Origin of the sequence: Chelatococcus sp. CO-6, from assembly GCF_001271345.1 — a bacterium.
GTDB lineage: Bacteria > Pseudomonadota > Alphaproteobacteria > Rhizobiales > Beijerinckiaceae > Chelatococcus_A > Chelatococcus_A caeni.
Genome location: NZ_CP012398.1, coordinates 4,026,433 through 4,044,051 on the forward strand (window position 1 = coordinate 4,026,433; position 17,619 = coordinate 4,044,051).

Sequence of the window (17,619 nt, forward strand, 5' to 3'; positions counted from 1 at the left end):
GCGTCTCATCCGCTGTGTGGAAGCGGACAGCGTCCAAATTTCGGCCTCTTTACGACCGCAAATCGTTGCCACTGTCAAAGGTGCATGCGTCCGGCGTGGAAGCTGTTCGCGACTCTACGAAATTTCGCCGCTGGCATCGAAAGCGTGATAGAAGCCCGCCGACACCCACGCCAGCATCCCGAACCGAACAATAGGTCGAGTTGACTGCCAAAGTGCCGAACGAATCGCCTATGTCCTCCGGCCCCATCGCGTCCGCTCGCCATCCCGACCGCCGGGAGGCACTGCGCCTCGGCCTCGGCCTCGCCGGCGGGGCCGCGCTCGGCCTGGCGGCGAGGCCCGCCCTCGCCCAGGAAAAGCCCTTTCCGCAGATCGCCATAGAGGCCGTCCTCGCCGAGGGACAGGCCTTCCACGCCGCACGCGTGGCGGAGGTGGCGAGCGCCATCGCCCGCAAGGCCTACGTTCCTCCGCCGACGAACCTGCCCGACGCCTTTTCCAACCTGTCCTTCGAGGACTATTCGGCCATCCGCCTGCGCGAGACGGCGCGCGTGTGGGCCGGCGAAGGACGCAGCTTCTCGATCGAGCCGCTGCATCGCGGCTTCATCTATACGAATGCCGTGACGATCTATGTCGTCGAGGACGGCACGATCCGCCGGGTGGCCTATGATCCGAGCCGCTTCGCGTTCGGCGCGCAGCAGCCGCCGGCCGACGTCGGCAACCTGGATTTTTCCGGCTTCAAGGTGTTCTTCGGCTCCGGCCGCGAGCCCAAGCGCGAGGTCGCCGTCTTCCAGGGCGCGACCTTCTTTCGTGCCATCGCCTCCGGCCAGAACTACGGCATCACCGCGCGCACGCTCGCATTGCAGCCGGCGGATTCGCGGGGTGAGGAATTTCCGCTGTTCCGCGCCTTCTGGATCGAGCGGCCGGCGCCCGGCTCCGACAGCCTCGCCATGCACGCGCTCCTCGATGCGCCGAGCGCGGCCGGCGCGGTGCGCTTCACGCTGCGCCCCGGGGACATGACGATCACGGACGTCGAGGTGGCGCTCTTCCCCCGCACCAACCTCGACCACGTCGGCATCGGCGCCATGAACGCGACCTATGTCTTCGGGCCGAACGACGGCGCGGCCGACGACGTGCGCGTCGCCGCCTACGAGGTCAAGGGCCTGCAGATCCTGAACGGCCAGGGCGAGTGGATCTGGCGCCCGCTCTCCAATCCCGAGACGCTGCAGATCTCCGCCTTCATCGACGAGAACCCGCGCGGCTTCGGCTTGCTGCAGCGCGATCGCGACTTCTCGGCCTTCCAGGACGACCTGCGTCGCTTCGAGCTCAGGCCGAGCCTGTGGCTCGAACCCTTCGGGGAATGGGGCAAGGGGAGCGTGCAGCTCATCGAAGTGCCGACGGATTCGGACCGCAACGACAATGTCATCGCCTACTGGCGCCCGGCCCAGCCCTACAAGGCCGGCGAGGAAGCGAACATCTCCTATCGCCTCTTCTGGTGCTGGACGCCGCCGGAGCGCCCGCCGCTCGCCATCGTCGCCAACACCCGCGCGGGCCGGGGCGCTTCCGGCAACAGACGGCGCTTCGCCATCGACTTCGTCGGCGAGCGCCTTGCCGATCCTGCCGCCATCGTCGAGATCAAGCCGTCTCTTTCGGCTACGCCCGGCCAGATTCTCGATCTCAGATTGTGGTCTTATCCGGAAAGGCGCACACTGCGCGTGACTTTCGAGCTCGATCCAGGAAACGAGACGGCTTCCGAGCTGCGCCTGCTGCTGGAAGCGGCTGGCAAAGCTGCGAGCGAGACGTGGCTATATCGTTGGACGCCATGACGGACCACGCTGATCCGCGCCTGATGACGACGACCGTTCCCGATGCGATGCCGCCCGAGGCGCCGCTCGCAATGCCGACCCAGTCGCTGCGGCGGTTCGAGCCGAGCAAGGAGCGGCGTCGGCCGATCCGGCGCTTTGCCGTGCCCTGGCTCGCCCGGCTCGCCGTCTTCGGTGGCGGCGCCGCCCTCACCGCCTATGGCGTGTGGGAGATGGTGCAGGTCGTGTCGGTCAGCCGCACCACCGTGCTGCAGTGGGTGCTGGTCGCGCTCTTCTCCGTCAATTTCTCGTGGATCGCGCTGGCCTTCAGCTCCGCCGTCGTCGGCTTCATCGCCCTGCTCTGGAGCCGGCGCCCGCCGCCGGTGCCGACGACGCTCACGCGGCGCACCGCCGTCGTGATGCCGATCTACAACGAATCGACCGCCCGGGTCTTCGCCGCCGTCGCCGCCATCCGCGAGTCGATCGAGGAGACCGGCCTCGGCGCCCATTTCGACTATTTTCTCCTTTCCGACACCACCGATCCCGATGTCTGGATCGCGGAGGAGCAGGCCTTCCTCGCCCTGCGCCAGCGGCTCGGGCCGGATGCCCGCCTCTACTATCGCCACCGGCCGAAGAACACCCACCGCAAGGCGGGCAACATCGCCGATTTCGTGACGCGCTGGGGCGGCAGCTACGACCACATGCTGGTGCTCGACGCCGACAGCCTCATGACGGGCGAATGCATCGTGCGGCTTGCCGCCGCGATGGAGGCCGATCCGGACGCCGGCATCATCCAGAGCCTGCCGCTCGTCATCAACCGCAACACGCTGTTCGCGCGCCTGCAGCAGTTCGCGGCGCGCATCTACGGTCCCGTCATCGCCAAGGGCCTCGCCGTCTGGATGGGGCGGGACGGCAACTACTGGGGCCATAACGCCATCATCCGCACCGCCGCCTTCGCGGCCCATTGCGGCCTGCCGGACCTGCGGGGCAAGCCGCCGTTCGGCGGCCACATCCTCAGCCACGACTTCGTCGAGGCGGCGCTCATCCGCCGTGCCGGCTGGTCCGTCTACATGCTGCCGGAACTCGAGGGCAGCTACGAGGAAAGCCCGCCGTCCCTCATCGATGTCGCCGCGCGCGACCGCCGCTGGTGCCAGGGCAACCTGCAGCACATGCGCGTCATCGGCGCACGGGGCCTGAAGCTCGCCAGCCGGCAGCATTTCGCGACCGGCATCATGTCCTATCTCGCCTCGCCGTTCTGGCTCATGCAGCTCGTGGTCGGCCTCGTGCTCGTGCTGCAGACGCGCTACGTGAAGCCCGAATATTTCACGAGCGAGTTCGCCCTGTCGCCGATCTGGCCGCGCTTCGACGCCGAGCGGGCGCTCGCGCTCTTCGCGCTGACCATGGGCGTGCTGCTGGCGCCGAAGATCTTCGGCCTCATCCTCGCCCTGCTCAGGGGCTCCATCCGCCGGCCGAGCGGCGGCGGCCTGCGCCTCACCTTCTCGGCGCTGATCGAGATCCTCCTGTCGGCCATGCTGGCGCCGATGATGATGCTCATCCAGTCCGGGGCGGTATTCCAGATCCTCGCGGGGCGCGACACCGGCTGGCAGCCGCAGCGGCGTGACGACGGCTCCATTCCCTTCCGGGACATCGTGCGGCGCCATCGCATGCACGTCGCTCTCGGCATCGTCACGGGCGTCTCGGCCTTCCTCATCTCGACCTCGCTGTTCGCCTGGATGTCGCCGACCATCCTCGGCCTCGTGCTCGCCATCCTGCTCTCCTGGCTCAGCGGCACGCTGGCGGCGGGCCTCGCCCTCAAGCGCTGGGGCCTCCTGCTGACGCCGGAGGAAGCGGTCGCCCCGCCGATCGCGCTGCGTGCTTCGGAGCTCACCAGGGAGCTCGCCGTCCATGGCTTCGACGAGACCGACGGGCTGCGCGCCATCCATGCCGATCCGGCCCTTAGGGCGGCGCACGAGGCGATGCTGCCCCCCGCGGAGCCGCGCCGGCGCGGCGCGATCGACGCGGAGCGCGCGCTGGCGCAGGCCAAGCTTGTCGACGCCCGGTCCATCGACGATGCTGTAGCCTGGCTGCGGCCGAAGGAACGCATGGTGCTGTTGCACGACCGCGCGCTGGTGGCGCTGCTCGCCGGATTGCCCGGCGAGGCGCCGGCCGACCGCCCGGCCTACGACGAGGCGGCGGAATAGCGGACGCCGAACCGATGAGCGAAGGTGGGCGCAGCGGCGAGATCACGGCGGGGCTTCTGCTCAAGGCCTACGCCTGCGGCCTATTCCCGATGGCCGAGAGCGCCGATGAGCCGGGCCTGTTCTGGGTCGAGCCGCGCGAGCGCGGCATCCTGCCGCTCGACGATTTCCATCTGCCGCGCCGCCTTGCCCGAAGCGTCGCTGCGGACCGGTACGAGATCCGCATCGACGGAGATTTCGAAGCCGTCATCGCGGGCTGCGCCTCGGCGGCGCCGGGCCGCGAGCGCACCTGGATCAACCGCCGCATCAGGTCGCTCTACGGCGAGCTGTTCGACCTCGGCCACTGCCACACCGTCGAGGTGTGGGAGAACGGGAATCTGGTCGGCGGCCTCTACGGCGTGGCGCTCGGCGGCGCGTTCTTCGGCGAGAGCATGTTCCACCGTACGCGCGATGCCTCGAAGATCGCCCTCGTCCATCTCGTCGCCCGCCTGCGTCGCGGCGGCTTCACGCTGCTCGACACCCAGTTCGTCACCGAGCACCTGCGCCAGTTCGGCGCCACGGAGGTGCCGAAGAAGAAATATCTGCAGATGCTGCAGAAGAGCATAACGACGTCGGCCGACTGGTGGACGCTCCCGGCCAGCGCCCATCAGTTCGGCACCTATATCATTTCGACAATTCGATGAGTTCTTTCAGCGCCTGGCACGGTGCCGGCCAAATCGATGCCCGCCGATGACGCGGCCACATCATTCAGCGACGCGAGCCGGCCGTTGCAACTGCGGCACGGGAACGTGACGCCAGGCCCGTGGAGGGAGCTCAGCCGCCGCGGCCCGGCGCCGGCGCGTTGGCCGCGGGCTGCGTGGGCGCCGGCTCCGGAATGATCTCGGTTCCGCCCGTGCAGCCGGTCAGCCAGATGTCGTAGACCGGATGCTCGATGCCGTGCAGGCCGGGCGAGGCCGCGAACACCCAGCCGGTGAAGATGCGGCGGTATTCGTTGTTCACCGTCACCTCGTCCACCTCGATGAAGGAGGTCGTGTTCGGCGTCTCGGTGTCCGGGCGCGTGTAGCAGACGCGTGGCGTCAGCTGCAGGGCGCCGAACTGCACCGTCTCCTCGATGGCGACCTCGAACGAGACGATGCGTCCGGTGACCTTGTCGAGACCGGAAAAGATGGCCGTCGGGTTGCTGATCTTGTCCGCGCTGGCGTGCGAGACGGCCAGCGTGCTCAGCACCAGGGCGGACAGAAGGGGCACAGCCAAGCGCATCAACCAAGCCTCGTTCGCGGAAGACCGGCATGCCCGCCGGCGCCACTGCCTCTCGGCACCGTGTCCCGGTTAACATGGCGGAGATGGTGGAAAAAGGGCGCGCGCGCAGAAAATGACGGCAGCCGCGATGTTCGGTCTGCAGTGCGCGCCGCCCCCTGTCGCACATGCCCGTCTCCAGCCCCTTGCGCGAACGGCCGCTGTACACGTCCCGGCAGACAGTTTAGTGACCCGATCCCCGCCGCCTGACGCCGGAGAGCGCAAGCCCATGCAATGTCCCCGGATCACGACGCCGCGCCTCGTGCTGCGACCCTGGCGCCAGGCCGACCTTGCGCCCTTTGCCGCCCTCAACGCCGATCCGCGCGTCATGGAATTCTTCCCCGGCTGCCTCGGCGCCGCCGAGAGCGATGCCCTGGCGCTTCGGATCGTCGAACACTTCGCCGCGCGCGGCTTCGGCCTGTGGGCCGTGGAGGTCGCTGGCGGCACGCCCTTCATCGGCTTCGTCGGCCTTTCCGTTCCCCGCTACGAGACGCCCTTCACCCCGTGCGTCGAAATCGGCTGGCGCCTGGCGGCCTCCCATTGGGGACGGGGCTATGCGAGTGAAGCGGCAAGAGGTGCCCTCGCCTGCGGATTCGACCATCTGGGCCTCGCGGAGATCGTCTCCTTCACGACGGAGGCGAATGCCCGCTCGCGCCGCGTCATGGAGCGGCTGGGCATGCGCCGTGACCCGGCTGACGATTTCGACCACCCGCTGCTCGCAGCCGACCACCCGCTGCGCCGCCATGTGCTCTACCGTTTATCGAAAAGCGCTTGGAAGAAACGGAACAGGGCCGCGATGGCGGCCCCGGATCAGAGAATCGAGCTGGTGGATGCGCCGCCGCTTCAGCTGCCCGGCGACCACGCCTGATAGTCGCCCGTCGCCTGCGGCCTGCGGCCGCTCGCCAGCGTCGAGCCGGCGGGACGATAGGCCTTCGGCGTGCCGGTGAAGTTGGGCCGGTGCGGCTTCTGCCAGTCGCGCGGCTTGTAGTCTTCCTGCGTCGGCGGCACGTCCACCGTGTGGTGCAGCCAGCCGTTCCAGCCAGGCGGGGTCATCGAAGCCTCGGCCTCGCCGTTGTAGATGACCCAGCGCCGCTCGATGCCGAGCGCCGGATCCTTCCTGCCGCCGCGGGTCCGGTAGTACTTGTTGCCGAACTCGTCCTCGCCGACGAACTCGCCGTTGCGCCACGTGTTGAAGCGCGTGCCGAGCGTCTGGCCGCTCCACCAGGTAAAGAACTGAAGCAGGAAGCTCTTCAAGGCTGACCCCGGTCTCGTTGCATGGGCTGCGATCGCGGGCTGCGACGCAGCGAAATCGCGCGGAATATGACCGTCTCGCCGCGCAATGTCCAGCTACGCCTTGCCGCAGGAGACGGCGGAGAATCGCCGCCGTTGGTGCCGGCCGTCCGTCAAGAGGGCATGGCTCCGGCCGGCTTCGCAGTCATCCACACCGGCCGGCGCGGGGCGGCGCCATTCCCCCTCACCCCACGACCGCGATTCGTTCGTTGGCCGGCATTGTTTTCAGCACCGCTGATGCCCCTGCCGCGCCACAACTCCCGGTCGGGAGGCAGTGTCGATAACCGCCCTTGAGATGCATGTCGCCCGCCCCCGCCATGCGCTGATCGCCGCCCGGCGCGTGGCTGCGGCACCTGCGCCTCGTTCAAGCATCACTTCAACGCGGGGTAAATCCTGCCACAGTTTTCGATACTTACGCAGGACGCGCAACACCGTCCCCGTTGTTCACATCCCCGTCACAAGATATAGGGGGCGCGAGAGTGCGCTCGCACTAATTCTTGACGGATAAGGCTTTCTAGCACTAGTTTAGGCGTTACGTCGCGGCGGCGCCGCACCGGGCTGGAACCGGCCCGGAACAGTTCCCGCAGAGGGGTGGCGAAGGCAGCCGGGCGGCGTCGGACGACGTTCCTGGAGCGGTCTTTGTCCTTGCGGGACAAGCGGTCGCCGGTGGCGGTTCACGAGCGAGGCGGGTCCAACCTGCCCGAGCGTTTCGAGGCAACAGACAGAGCTGCGGGTGGGGGCCGCCGGTTGGCGGCTTCGAGGGCGGATTCTGCCCGGCTCATGGGGATGACGACAATGCGGATCGAGCGGCGATACACCAAGGCGGGCCATTCTCCTTATTCCACGATCGAGTTCCGGCTCGCCACCAGTGAGATCCGCAATCCCGATGGCTCCGTCGTCTTCCGCCTCGAGGGCATCAGCGTGCCCGCGTCCTGGAGCCAGGTGGCCACGGACGTGCTGGCGCAGAAGTATTTCCGCAAGGCCGGCGTGCCGGCGCGCCTGAAGAAGGTGGAGGAGAACGACGTCCCCTCCTTCCTCTGGCGGTCCGTGCCGGACGAGGAGGCCCTCGCCGCCCTGCCCGAGAACGAGCGCTACGGCTCCGAGACCTCGTCCACCCAGGTGTTCGACCGGCTCGCCGGCTGCTGGACCTACTGGGGCTGGAAGGGCGGCTATTTCTCGAGCGAGGAGGACGCCTCCGCCTTCCTCGACGAGCTGCGGTACATGCTCGCCAACCAGATGGTCGCGCCCAACTCGCCGCAGTGGTTCAACACCGGTCTGCACTGGGCCTACGGCATCGACGGCCCGGGCCAGGGCCACTACTACGTCGACCACACCACGGGCCGTCTGGTGAAGTCGAAGTCGGCCTACGAGCACCCGCAGCCACACGCCTGCTTCATCCAGTCCGTCGCCGACGACCTCGTCAACGAGGGCGGCATCATGGACCTGTGGGTGCGCGAGGCGCGCCTGTTCAAGTACGGCTCCGGCACCGGCTCCAACTTCTCGGCCCTGCGCGGCGAGGGTGAGAAGCTCTCGGGTGGCGGCAAGTCCTCCGGCCTCATGTCCTTCCTCAAGATCGGCGACCGGGCGGCCGGCGCCATCAAGTCGGGCGGTACCACGCGCCGCGCCGCCAAGATGGTGGTGGTCGACGTCGACCATCCCGACATCGAGGCCTATATCGACTGGAAGGTGAAGGAGGAGCAGAAGGTCGCGAGCCTCGTCGCCGGCTCCAAGATCGTCAAGAAGCACATGAAGGCCGTGATGAAGGCCTGCGTGAACTGCGAGGCCGAGGGCGACGCCTGCTTCGATCCGGAGAAGAACCCGGCGCTCAAGCGCGAGATCAAGCTCGCCCGCCGTGCCATGGTGCCCGACAACTACATCAAGCGCGTCATCCAGTTCGCCCGCCAGGGCTATTCGGACATCGCCTTCGACACCTACGACACCGACTGGGATTCGGAGGCCTATGCGACCGTCGCCGGCCAGAACTCCAACAATTCGGTGCGCGTCGACGACGCCTTCCTCAATGCCGTCGAGGCCGACGGCGACTGGGAGCTGAAGGCGCGCCTCACCGAGCGCGTCACGAAGACGCTGAAGGCCCGGGACCTCTGGGAGAAGATCGGCTATGCCGCCTGGGCCTCGGCCGATCCGGGCATCCAGTTCCACACCACCATCAACGACTGGCACACCTGCCCGGCCTCGGGGCCGATCCGCGCCTCGAACCCGTGCTCGGAATACATGTTCCTCGACGACACGGCCTGCAACCTCGCCTCGGCGAACCTCTTGCAGTTCTACGACCGTGCCTCGCGCCGCTTCGACATCGGCTCCTACGAGCACGCCTGCCGGCTGTGGACCGTCGTGCTCGAGATCTCGGTGCTGATGGCGCAGTTCCCGTCGAAGGAGATCGCGGAGCTGTCCTACGAGTTCCGCACGCTCGGCCTCGGCTATGCCAATATCGGCGGGCTGCTGATGACCATGGGCCTGTCCTATGATTCCGACGAGGGCCGCGCTCTCGGCGGCGCCCTGACGGCCATCATGACCGGCGTCTCCTACGCCACCTCGGCCGAGATGGCGGGCGAGCTCGGCCCCTTCCCCGGCTACAAGAAGAACGCCCAGCACATGCTGCGCGTCATCCGCAATCATCGCCGCGCCGCCTATGGCAAGAGCGAGGGTTACGAGAAGCTGGCCACGCCGCCGGTGCCGCTCGACCACGCCTCCTGCGAGAAGCTCGCCCAGGGCGAGGAATTCGTCACCCACGCCAAGCACGCCTGGGACAAGGCGCTCGAGCTCGGCGAGCAGCACGGCTACCGCAACGCGCAGTCGACCGTGATCGCGCCGACGGGCACCATCGGCCTCGTCATGGACTGCGACACCACCGGCATCGAGCCCGACTTCGCCCTCGTGAAGTTCAAGAAGCTCGCCGGCGGCGGCTATTTCAAGATCATCAACCGCGCCGTTCCCGACGCGCTGCGCGTGCTCGGCTATTCGGAAGCCGAGATCGCCGAGATCGAGGCCTATGCGGTGGGCCACGGCTCCATCGCCCAGGCGCCCGGCATCAACCACGGCTCGCTGCGCGCCAAGGGCTTCTCGGACGACAAGATCGCCGCCGTCGAGGCGGGCATGAAGTCGGCCTTCGACATCAAGTTCGTCTTCAACAAGTGGACGCTCGGCGAGGACTTCCTGCGCGACACCCTCAAGGTGCCGGCCGAGAAGCTGAGCGACCCGGCCTTCGAGCTCCTGCCCTTCCTCGGCTTCTCCAGGGCCGAGATCGAGGCCGCCAACATCCACGTCTGCGGGGCGATGACGCTCGAAGGCGCGCCGCACCTGAAGGCGGAGCACTATCCGGTCTTCGACTGCGCCAATCCGTGCGGGCGCATCGGCAAGCGCTACCTCTCGGTCGAGAGCCACATCCGCATGATGGCGGCGGCGCAGCCCTTCATCTCGGGCGCCATCTCCAAGACCATCAACATGCCCAACGACGCTACGGTCGAGGACTGCAAGAGCGCCTATCTCCTCTCCTGGCGCCTGGCGCTGAAGGCCAACGCCCTCTACCGCGACGGCTCCAAGCTGTCGCAGCCCCTCAACGCCGCCCTCATCGCCGATGAGGACGAGGACGAGGAGGACGCGGTCGAGGTGCTCCTCGCCCAGGCCCCGGCAGCACGGGCGGCACAGGTGGCCGAAAAGATCGTCGAGAAGGTCATCGAGCGCGTCGAGCGCGTGCGCGAGCGCGAGAAGATGCCCGACCGGCGCACCGGCTACACCCAGAAGGCCATCGTCGGCGGCCACAAGGTCTATCTGCACACCGGCGAATATGCCGACGGGCGCCTCGGCGAGATCTTCATCGACATGCACAAGGAAGGCGCCGCCTTCCGGGCGATGATGAACAACTTCGCCATCGCGGTGTCGCTCGGCCTGCAATACGGCGTGCCGCTCGAGGAATATGTCGAGGCCTTCACCTTCACGCGCTTCGAGCCGGCCGGCTTCGTGCAGGGCAACCAGTCGATCAAGAACGCCACCTCGATCCTCGACTACGTTTTCCGCGAGCTCGCCATCTCCTATCTCGGTCGCCACGACCTCGCCCACATCGATCCGGGCGAGATCGGCCACGACGTGCTCGGCGGCGGCGTTGCCCAGGGCAAGGCCCCTGCCCCGCAGGCAACGGCCCCGCAGGTGGTCTCGCGCGGCTTCGTGCGCGGCCGGGCGACGAACTTCCTGTCGATCGCCGGCGGCGGCGACAGCCGCCCCGCCCCGACCGCCGGCCGCGGCTCCACGGTCGTCGCCCTCGCCTCCGGCGCCACGGCCCTGAAGGGCGAGCCCGCCTTCGAGGAGGACGAGGAGACCGTGGGCGAGGCGCAGATGGCCGAGCTCGGCTTCGCCGCCCCCTCCCAGCCGGCGACGGGCACCGAGCGCTCCATCGCCGACCGCCGCGCCGAAGCCCGCATGAAGGGCTACGAGGGCGAGGCCTGCCCGGAATGCGGCAACTTCACGCTCGTGCGCAACGGCACCTGCATGAAATGCGACACCTGCGGCGGCACGACCGGCTGTTCGTGAGCGGTCCTAGGTGTTGGCGGAACGCTCAAAGTTCCTTTGAAATGTCATTCAGATTGCCTCATTGACGCAACAGCCCGCCGCAGTCACATGCGGCGGGCTGTTTGGCTAGGCCAGGTTGCCGAAGGGCCAGAGGCGCGTGCTACTCCAGGCCTCGAAGCCGTAGCCGAGCTCGCCAAAGGCTTAGAAGGTGCCGGCGTCACAGTCCGCCGACAGACTGTCCCCCAGGCCCGGATGAACACCGAGCGGCTGGTCGCCAAGTCGTGCCAATTGTAGCCCCCCGGCCCTGAAGGAAACCCTGCCCATACCGTGGCGCCATAAGGCCCGACATGGTAGTTGCCGCTTGAGCCCCACGATGCACGCGCATCGACGTCGAAGCCGCCTCGACTCCTTCGGCCTCCAGGCGACATCATTGGAAGGTGAACAACCTCGATGAGGTTCCGAAGTTGCCCCGGCCGAGGGGCCACATGTTGACCGCCGACCGGAACTGCCAATTCGCCGTGGTCCTCAAGGACAACTGGAGGCTGATTTTCGAACCCGCCCACGCGCCCCTCCCCCGGCGAGAGGATGGTCCATCAACCGACAATGCCGTTGAGACGCCCTATATCGCAGGTTTAAACGTCCGGGTTGGTCCGAAGGAGACGGTGCCGTGCACTACCTTATCAGAGCCGCTCAGCCCCACGATGCCGAGGGCATCAGTCGCGTCATCCTAGCGGCGCTGCGCGAAACCAACTCCAAGGACTATCCTGAGGAGGTAATCGCACGTGTCGAGCAAAGCTTCTCGCCCGCCGCCGTGTCCGACCTCCTAACGCGGAGGCTCGTCTTCGTCGCGACCAACGGCGATGCCATTGTCGGAACGGCAAGCCTCGATGGTAGGGTGGTCCGAACTGTCTTTATTGAGCCGGCATGGCAACGGCTCGGCATCGGGCAAGCGTTGATGGCCGAAGTCAAGCGCGCGGCAGTTGAACGAGGCGTTGTGACCCTGATTGTTCCCTCATCCATAACGGCTGAGCCATTCTACACGAAGCTGGGGTTCAATTCGATCCAAGACCGCTACCACGGGGAGGAGCGAACGATCATGATGGAACGTCCGCTGGACCGATAAGCAAGTTGGCTGCGGTTGCGGCTCTCAACCGCGATCTCGACGAGGCGCAGGAGATCACCAGCGACCGCCCGAGCAAGCGTTCAGTGACTGCCCGCGCCACCTCGATCAGCGCCTTCCCGGCGAGTTCGACCGTTGCGACAACCTCGACGACCGTGCGGCCGAACCTGACGAGCGAGTTGGCCGCGTCTCCTGGTCGCGCTCGTATTCCGCCACGTGTCCGGAGACGCTGGCGCCCTTGAGCACCCCGCCGACGGCGTTAGAGTTGAAGCCCGCCTGGACACTCCAGGACGAGCCCTTGTCGTGATCGTCGTGACGGTTGAGGAATGCTGGCCAGGCGTCGTCGAAAGGGGGCATTTCCGACGGGATGAGCCGTAAAGCTCCTGGAGGAGATATTCAAGGACGCGTTGCAATCGACTTTCGGCGGTCACCTAGGCCGTGAACCCATAAACGCCGGATGATTGAAACGCTGGAAAGCAATCACCCGCCGGCCTACAATCTGACATGCCGCTCGCTCGGAAAATAATTCTGCACGTTCCAGTTTCAGATGAGAACTTGCTCTATGGCTTTGTTGAGCAATGTCTGATTGACGATGTGTCGCTTGTGGCCGTGGTCGGACCAGGCTGCGCGAGGGTTGAAGACATTATCGACGATATCGTCGTCGGTGACGGAAGCGACAGGACACGCTTTCTCTGCACAACTTCTCATCCCGATGACCCCTTCGAGGAGGTGTTGAACATGGCAAGGGCATGGGAGTTCGAACGCAGCGATCCCGTCGAAGAGGTCCGGCTGTAAGAGACCCAGACCGTCCGCAATTTGGCTTCAATGTTACGCCGTTTTCCGATTCATGCTCCGCATGAGCCGATATGACCTGAGACTTGACTTCGAATGGCGCCCTATCGAGCCGCTGTTGCCCGGAACTCGGCAGCAAACGCCAAGCAGCAGATACGCGCCTGCATAGCAGGATATATTTCCAGGCGCGCTTACTGAAAGCCCCGTGCGGTGGTTCCCGTTCTGCGAAATTGCCGCCCCATGATCGGGCTTGGTTTTGAGGGTGCCCACGCTAAGATTAAAGCCATGATCACCCAGTCGTTCAATGAAGCGCAATTCCATGCACCTGAGAGGGGATGCGGGAGCGGTGCTGCGTTGACGACGGCCTGATCATCCCGCGGACCCTCCCAAGGCGGGTGGGGTCCTGACTTCTGCTCTCCTCGTAGCCAAATCTTGGAGAGCTTGATGAACAACGCCCTCCTTCCCCAGAAACCTCCACCGCCTGTTCGACGCATCAATCGTACAGGGATCGAACTTGTCGCTCCTAGTCCGGAGCGGCTACCTGGCTACGAGGCCGCTCTTGAGAAAGGGTGGTCCTCCGACACAACCCGGGACGTGAGCCAGGAGCAGCTCACCGCACTGCGTGCTGATCCAGGATCCTTCATCGAGGGCCTCACTGATCAGAACGGTACTGTGACGCTTGCTGACGGGCGGGTTGTGCCGCGTCTGCCATTCCATCTGTTCTGGATCTGGGATGGCGAGTTTTGCGGAAGCATCATGTTGCGCTTTCGGCCTGGGACAGAGGAGTTGCCGCCCTACACCCCCGGGCACATCGGCTACTCGGTGGTGCCGTGGAAGCAGCGCCGTGGCTATGCCACGGCTGCCTTGGGGCTCCTACTTCCGATTGCAAAGGCAGAGGGCCTTGAGAGAATTTTGATCACCTGCAAGGACACGAACCTTGCCTCGATCAAGGTCATCGAAGCGAACGGCGGCGTCCTGGCTCGGGTAGAGCGTATAGAAGGAATGCCTTGTGAGATGAGGCTGCTTTACTGGATACCCTGCCCTGCGCCGTGAGAGTTTCGAGGACCGGATCGGCTTCGTCACCTGCCCGTTCCTTTCGCCTGCCGCGCGATGGCGATGGCCGAGAGGTCCTTCGCCGCATCGATCGGTGCGGCCGCTCCGATCCTACTACGTTCGGAATAGCGGTCGGTCAGCGTCCGGACATGGGGGCGCAGGAGCACCGTGAAGCGCACGAGTTCCTCGACGACGTCGACGATCCGCTCGTAGTAGCTCGATGGCCGCATGCGTCCGTTCTCGTCGAATTCCTGGAACGCCTTGGCGATGCTCGACTGGTTCGCAATGGTGAACATCCGCATCCAGCGGCCGAGAAGGCGCAGCGTGTTGACTGCGTTGAAGGATTGCGAGCCGCCCGAGACCTGCATGACGGCCAGGGTTCGCCCCTGGGTCGGGCGCAGGCCGCCGATGCTGAGCGGCAGGTGGTCGATCTGGGCCTTCATCACGCCCGTGATCTGACCATGCCGCTCCGGGCTGCACCACACCTGCCCCTCCGACCACATGGCGAGTTCGCGCAGGTCGCGCACGGCGGGATGATCGTCGCCCTTGACCTGATCCGGAAGAGGCAGGTCGGACGGATCGAAGATACGCGGCTCGGCTCCGAAATGCCGCAGTAGTCTCGCTGCCTCCTCGACCGCGAAGCGCGAATACGAGCGTTCGCGCAATGATCCGTAGAGAAGCAGGATGCGCGGCGGGTGGTCGAGCCCGCCGTTCGGCAAATCGAGCACCGGATCGCGCGGAGCATGGCGGCGGTCGAAGGCGGGCAGCGTGTCGGGATCGGGAAGCGTGCGAATTCTCATATGTTCTCCATCGTTTGCGGGCAACGCGAGAGCGTCTGCCGTGCCCTCAGCCCGCGTCCGCTCCGGATTCGGCAATCACGTTGCCTTGGGCAGGATGGCGGTGTTCTCTCCGGGCACGCTGCTTGACCATGTCGATGAGCACGAAGGCGGAAAGGCCGAGGAGGCCCGCCACGGCCACGCTCCACAACGACGTTTCGACCGCCGTTCGCGACATCAGGAAGGCAAAGGCAAACGGGCCCAGGGCCGAGGTGAACTGGCGCGCTGCCGATACCCATCCGAGCCTTGCGCCATAGCCGTCGCGGCCGAACAGCTCCAGCGGCAGCGTGCCGCCCACGATGCTGATGAGACCCGAGCCGAGCCCGAAGAGAACCGCGAAGAGGACGGCACCGGCCAGCCATGGGGCCGTCGCAGCGAGAACGGCGACGCCGAGCGCAAGAAGCACGGCGGCGATGGTGGCGAGATGCGTCTGAGCCAGCCGGCCGCCGAACAGCATGTTGACGAGACGGCTGGCGACCTGCGCCGGTCCGAACAGCGTCGAGACGAAGAGCCCCGCCGCGCCCAGCCCGAGCGCCGTCATGAGTGGCACGATGTGCATGAGGAGCGCCGAGAGGACGAAGCCCTCGATGGCGAAGCCGGCGAGCATGAGAAGGAAGGCCGTCCGCCGCGAACGCGGGGCGAGCGTGCCGCCTCCGTTCGCCGCCGGTCCCGCGACGGAATGCACCTCCTCGGGGCCGGCACCGCCAGCCGGGACCGACGGCGCGCCATGCGCAGGAGAGCCCAATGCACCGGCATGCACAGGCCGAGGTTGAGGGCGGCGAAGACGCCATAAACCTCCCGCCAGCTCAAGTGGGCGTGGAGGGCCGACGTCAGGGGCCAGAACAATGTCGAGGCGAAGCCGGCGATCAGCGTCAGATGCGTGATGCTGCGCTGGGCCTGGGGTGAGCCGGCCTGCACGATGGCAGCGAAGGCCGCGCCATAGAGCACGAAGCAGGAGGTGAGCTCCATCGCGAGAAGAGCGGTCACGAAGGTCGCGCGCCCGGGCGCCACGGCACACAGGACAAGCGCCAGTGCCGCGGCAGCCGAACCGATGGTCATGAGCCATGCGGCACCGAAGCGGTCCATCCAGCGCCCTGCCGTCGGGGCGAGCAGGCTGCCGGCGAGGAGGGACGCCGACAGCGCCGCGAAGATCCATTGTTCCGAAAGAGCGAACTCCCGCGCGATCGCCGGCGCCAGGACCGGGAAGCTGTAGTAGAGCGTGCCGTAGCCGGTGATCTGGGTCAGGCCGAGAGCCCAGATGGCCCAGGCGGGAAATGCGCGATCACGCATCGAGCACCGCCGATCGGGCCGCTGAACCCTGCGCCCCGCAGCCGCAACCCGCACGCCCCGACCGTCTGGCCTCGGCATCGGCAACGCAGCAGGCCTCGACGTCTTCCGGCGCCGGACCGCCGCAGCAGCCGGCAGCCGTTTGCGTGGTCCCGGCGACCTGCGTCGTGCATACGCCCGTCTCCGGCAGCACGAGATGCACGTCATCCGCCGCGGCCATGTCGCCGGCGAGCGCGGCGGCCACGGAACGGACCTGCTCATAGCCGGTCAGCAGCAGGAAGGTGGGCGCACGGCCGTAGCTCTTGATGCCCACCGTGTAGAAGCCTGGCTCGGGGTGGGAGAGCTCGCGGTGGCCGTGCGGCGGTACGGATCCGCAGGAATGCACGTTCGGATCGATGAGCGGACCGAGCGCCCGGGCGCTTTCCAGCCACGGATCGAGATCGAGGCGCAGTTCGCGCGTCAGCGACAGGTCTGGCCGCTGGCCCGTGGCGCCGACGATGCGGTCGACTGGCCCGAGACGGCGCTGACCGTCGGCTGTCTCGCCGGTCACGACGAGGCGGCCGGCCTCCTCGTGCAGCCCGGTGATGGCAAAGCCGGTGGCGAGGGCAACACGGCCGCTTGTGACGAGCCGGCGCGTCTCGGCGCCGAGTTCGCCGCGCGCCGGCAGCCGGTCGGCGCTGCCGCCGCTGTAGACGCGCGAGAGATCGCGGCCGCGCGTCGCCCACAGGATCGATGTCGACGGCTCGGCCTCAGCGAGACGGGCAAGATCGAGCAGCACGTTGGCCGCGGAATGGCCGGCGCCGACCACCAGTGTGGTCGCTCCGGCAAAGAGGTCACGCTCCCGTCCGGCCACATCCGGGATGCCGTAGGCGATGCGCCCGGCGAAGGCCGCCTCGCCCTCCACGGCGATGCCGCTGGCTCCGAGCGGATTCGGCGTTCTCCAGGTGCCGGAGGCGTCGATGATCGCCCGTGCGAGGTCCCGGCGGCGGCCGCCGGGGGCCTCGACCGTCACGACGAACGGACGCTCCGCCCGGCCGCGGCTGACGACCTTGTCGAGGCCGTGCCGCGAAACAGCCGTGACGCGGGCGCCGGTCTCGATGGCGCGTGCCAGCGCCGGCACCGCGGCCAGCGGCTCGAGATAGTGTGCAACGATCTCGCCGCCGGTCGGGAAGACGTCCGCCGGCGGCCGGTGCCAGCCATGCCTGGCGAGGAGCGCGGCCGCCATCTCGTCGACGCAGTATCGCCAGGGCGTGAACACCCGCACATGGCCCCACTCGCGCATGCTGGCGCCCACGGTGGAACCGGCCTCGTAGAGCTTCACCGGCACTTTGCGGGCGATGAGATGGGCGGCCGCGGCAAGGCCGACGGGTCCCCCGCCGATGATGGCGACGGGCAGGGTCTCGATAAACATATTCGATCCTCCCAAA

General features: G+C 67.0%; 13 protein-coding genes and 1 pseudogene. 8 read left to right on the forward strand and 6 right to left on the reverse strand.

Features of this window, described 5'->3' with window-relative positions:
- Window positions 1-230: 230 nt before the first annotated feature.
- From AL346_RS18800 to aat, 3 genes are read left to right on the forward strand one after another with little or no spacing between them, the layout of a single operon-like run.
- The gene (locus AL346_RS18800; RefSeq protein WP_019404104.1) at window positions 231-1,820 is read left to right on the forward strand and encodes a glucan biosynthesis protein; all 1,590 of its coding nucleotides are present in this window, start codon (window positions 231-233) and stop codon (window positions 1,818-1,820) included.
- Complete coding sequence (gene mdoH, locus AL346_RS18805) at window positions 1,817-3,997, forward strand: glucans biosynthesis glucosyltransferase MdoH (protein ID WP_050996744.1); 2,181 nt, start codon at window positions 1,817-1,819, stop codon at window positions 3,995-3,997. The genes AL346_RS18800 and mdoH overlap by 4 nt, the downstream gene beginning before the upstream one ends.
- Window positions 3,998-4,011: 14 nt before the next feature.
- On the forward strand, window positions 4,012-4,677 hold the full coding sequence (gene aat / locus AL346_RS18810) for a leucyl/phenylalanyl-tRNA--protein transferase (RefSeq protein ID WP_019404106.1): 666 nt from the start codon (window positions 4,012-4,014) through the stop codon (window positions 4,675-4,677).
- 184 nt (window positions 4,678-4,861) lie between these two features.
- Here aat and AL346_RS18815 read toward each other — a convergent pair.
- Window positions 4,862-5,254 (reverse strand): annotated as a pseudogene (locus tag AL346_RS18815) (DUF2155 domain-containing protein); the annotation flags it as partial.
- Window positions 5,255-5,519: 265 nt separating this feature from the next.
- On the opposite strand from AL346_RS18815, the gene AL346_RS18820 reads away from it, so the two are divergent.
- Window positions 5,520-6,158 carry a GNAT family N-acetyltransferase gene (locus tag AL346_RS18820; RefSeq protein ID WP_019404108.1) on the forward strand — a complete coding sequence of 213 codons (639 nt, stop codon included), beginning with the start codon at window positions 5,520-5,522 and terminating at the stop codon, window positions 6,156-6,158.
- Here AL346_RS18820 and AL346_RS18825 read toward each other — a convergent pair.
- Window positions 6,134-6,544 (reverse strand): NADH:ubiquinone oxidoreductase subunit NDUFA12, encoded by a 411-nt coding sequence (locus tag AL346_RS18825; protein ID WP_019404109.1) that lies wholly within the window; start codon window positions 6,542-6,544, stop codon window positions 6,134-6,136. The two genes, AL346_RS18820 and AL346_RS18825, sit on opposite strands and share 25 nt — an antisense overlap.
- A gap of 831 nt (window positions 6,545-7,375) precedes the next feature.
- Between AL346_RS18825 and AL346_RS18830 the strand changes: the two genes are divergently transcribed.
- The 4 genes from AL346_RS18830 (at window position 7,376) to AL346_RS18845 (ending at window position 14,069) form a co-directional block, all read left to right on the forward strand.
- Complete coding sequence (locus AL346_RS18830) at window positions 7,376-11,125, forward strand: vitamin B12-dependent ribonucleotide reductase (RefSeq protein WP_019404110.1); 3,750 nt, start codon at window positions 7,376-7,378, stop codon at window positions 11,123-11,125.
- Window positions 11,126-11,771: 646 nt separating this feature from the next.
- Entirely contained in the window at window positions 11,772-12,227 is a 456-nt protein-coding gene (locus AL346_RS18835; protein WP_019404111.1) for a GNAT family N-acetyltransferase, read from the forward strand.
- A gap of 501 nt (window positions 12,228-12,728) precedes the next feature.
- Window positions 12,729-13,019 carry a hypothetical protein gene (locus AL346_RS18840; protein WP_026015469.1) on the forward strand — a complete coding sequence of 97 codons (291 nt, stop codon included), beginning with the start codon at window positions 12,729-12,731 and terminating at the stop codon, window positions 13,017-13,019.
- Window positions 13,020-13,460: 441 nt separating this feature from the next.
- On the forward strand, window positions 13,461-14,069 hold the full coding sequence (locus AL346_RS18845; protein ID WP_026015470.1) for a GNAT family N-acetyltransferase: 609 nt from the start codon (window positions 13,461-13,463) through the stop codon (window positions 14,067-14,069).
- Window positions 14,070-14,095: 26 nt separating this feature from the next.
- On the opposite strand, the gene arsH is transcribed toward AL346_RS18845, so the two are convergent.
- Genes arsH through AL346_RS18860 form a run of 4 tightly spaced genes read right to left on the reverse strand, consistent with a single transcriptional unit; the run spans window position 14,096 to window position 17,603 of the window.
- Window positions 14,096-14,869, reverse strand: coding sequence for an arsenical resistance protein ArsH (gene arsH, locus AL346_RS18850; RefSeq protein WP_019404114.1), 774 nt, complete (start codon window positions 14,867-14,869; stop codon window positions 14,096-14,098).
- Between the two features lie 46 nt (window positions 14,870-14,915).
- Window positions 14,916-15,512, reverse strand: coding sequence for a hypothetical protein (locus tag AL346_RS25190; RefSeq protein WP_085953027.1), 597 nt, complete (start codon window positions 15,510-15,512; stop codon window positions 14,916-14,918).
- Complete coding sequence (locus tag AL346_RS25195) at window positions 15,443-16,195, reverse strand: MFS transporter (RefSeq protein ID WP_085953028.1); 753 nt, start codon at window positions 16,193-16,195, stop codon at window positions 15,443-15,445. Before AL346_RS25195 ends, AL346_RS25190 begins: the two co-directional genes overlap by 70 nt.
- Window positions 16,188-17,603 carry an FAD-dependent oxidoreductase gene (locus tag AL346_RS18860; protein WP_019404115.1) on the reverse strand — a complete coding sequence of 472 codons (1,416 nt, stop codon included), beginning with the start codon at window positions 17,601-17,603 and terminating at the stop codon, window positions 16,188-16,190. The genes AL346_RS25195 and AL346_RS18860 overlap by 8 nt, the downstream gene beginning before the upstream one ends.
- Window positions 17,604-17,619: the final 16 nt, after the last annotated feature.

Coding starts and splice junctions, on each gene's coding strand:
- arsH (WP_019404114.1), bottom strand. CDS start 14,869: ATGAGAATTCGCACGCTTCCCGATCCCGACACGCTGCCCGCCTTCGAC.
- mdoH (WP_050996744.1), top strand. CDS start 1,817: ATGACGGACCACGCTGATCCGCGCCTGATGACGACGACCGTTCCCGAT.
- AL346_RS25195 (WP_085953028.1), bottom strand. CDS start 16,195: ATGCGTGATCGCGCATTTCCCGCCTGGGCCATCTGGGCTCTCGGCCTG.
- AL346_RS18820 (WP_019404108.1), top strand. CDS start 5,520: ATGCAATGTCCCCGGATCACGACGCCGCGCCTCGTGCTGCGACCCTGG.
- aat (WP_019404106.1), top strand. CDS start 4,012: ATGAGCGAAGGTGGGCGCAGCGGCGAGATCACGGCGGGGCTTCTGCTC.
- AL346_RS18800 (WP_019404104.1), top strand. CDS start 231: ATGTCCTCCGGCCCCATCGCGTCCGCTCGCCATCCCGACCGCCGGGAG.
- AL346_RS18830 (WP_019404110.1), top strand. CDS start 7,376: ATGCGGATCGAGCGGCGATACACCAAGGCGGGCCATTCTCCTTATTCC.
- AL346_RS18840 (WP_026015469.1), top strand. CDS start 12,729: ATGCCGCTCGCTCGGAAAATAATTCTGCACGTTCCAGTTTCAGATGAG.
- AL346_RS18860 (WP_019404115.1), bottom strand. CDS start 17,603: ATGTTTATCGAGACCCTGCCCGTCGCCATCATCGGCGGGGGACCCGTC.
- AL346_RS18845 (WP_026015470.1), top strand. CDS start 13,461: ATGAACAACGCCCTCCTTCCCCAGAAACCTCCACCGCCTGTTCGACGC.
- AL346_RS25190 (WP_085953027.1), bottom strand. CDS start 15,512: ATGCTCGCCGGCTTCGCCATCGAGGGCTTCGTCCTCTCGGCGCTCCTC.